Origin of the sequence: Mesorhizobium sp. M7A.F.Ca.US.006.04.2.1 (assembly GCF_004022915.1) — a bacterium.
GTDB lineage: Bacteria > Pseudomonadota > Alphaproteobacteria > Rhizobiales > Rhizobiaceae > Mesorhizobium > Mesorhizobium ciceri.
Genome location: NZ_RZQA01001203.1, coordinates 1 through 1409, shown reverse-complemented (window position 1 = coordinate 1409; position 1409 = coordinate 1). Strand labels below are relative to the sequence as shown.

General features: G+C 65.9%; 1 protein-coding gene. It reads left to right on the top strand.

What is annotated here, in order from left to right; translation table 11 throughout:
* Window positions 1-1409, top strand: a 1409-nt coding sequence (locus tag EN925_RS35815; RefSeq protein WP_128337367.1) for an FAD-dependent monooxygenase, incomplete at both ends; no start/stop codon positions are given.

The following is a 1409-nucleotide window of genomic DNA, read 5'->3' as shown; positions in this document are numbered from 1 at the left end:
GGCGAACTGGCGCTAGCAGGCGTCGACGTTGCCATTGTCGAAAGGCGGCCGGATCAGAAACTTGCCGGCCTGCGCGCAGGCGGCCTCCATGCACGCACCATCGAGGTGCTCGACCAGCGCGGAATTGCCGATCGGTTCCTCTCGCAGGGCCAAGTGAGCCCGGCCGTAGGTTTTCACATGATCCGCCTAGACATCAGCGATTTCCCAACCCGGCACAATTACCTGTTGGCGTTGCGGCAGAACCACATCGAGCGCATCCTGGCCGACTGGGTCGGCGAGTTGAAGGTGCCGATCTATCGTGAACACGAGGTTGCGGGGTTTATCCAGGACGACAGCGGCGTCGACGTCGAACTGTCCACCGGTCACCGCCTGAGGGCCGCATATCTGGTCGGCTGCGACGGAGGCCGCAGCACCATTCGCAAGGCGGCCGGTATCGAGTTCGCCGGATGGGATCCGACGATGAGCTGGATGATTGCCGAGGTCGAAATGTCGGAAGAACCGCCATGGGGCTTCCGCAGCAACGCCTCCGGAATTCATGCCCTGGGTAAGATCGAGGACGGCAAGAAGGTTGGCGTCGTGCTGACGGAGCCCCGCCTGGAGGCGCGCGGCGAACCGACGCTACGCGAGCTCAGCGAGGCGCTGGCTGCCATCTATGGCACCGATTTCGGGGTCCACAGCCCGACCTGGCTCTCCCGCTTCACCGACATGACGCGCCAGGCTGCCGCATATCGCGACAGACGCGTGCTCCTGGCCGGCGATGCCGCCCACGTCCATCCGCCGATGGGTGGACAGGGCCTCAACATCGGCGTGCAGGATGCGGTGAACCTTGGATGGAAGCTGGCCCAGGTCATCAAGGGGATATCGCCGGAAAGCCTTCTCGACAGCTATCATGCCGAGCGCCATCCGGTTGCCGCCCGCGTGTTGCGTAACACGATGGCGCAGGTCGCGCTTCGCCGCACGGATGACCGCAGCAAGGCCTTGGCCGACACCGTTGCCGAGTTGCTCGGCATGGATGAACCCCGCAAAAAGATCGCAGCCGAGATGTCCGGCCTGGGTGTCCACTACGACCTCGGCGAGGGGCACCCGCTGCTTGGGCGGCGAATGCCCGATCTCGATCTGACCACCGCCGGCGGACCGTTGCGGGTCTTCACCTTGCTGCACGACGCGCGGCCCGTGCTGCTCAACCTCGGTGAGCCCGGCAGACTGGACATCGCGCCTTGGGCAGAACGGGTCCGGCAGATCGACGCCGGTTACGCCGGTATCTGGGACCTCCCGGCTCTCGGGAGTGTCGTTGCGCCCGACGCGGCCTTGATCCGGCCCGATGGTTATGTGGCTTGGGCCGGGGCGGGAGCCCAACGGGGCCTTGTGGACGCGCTGACCACCTGGTTCGGGCCGCCTGCTGCCGCAGG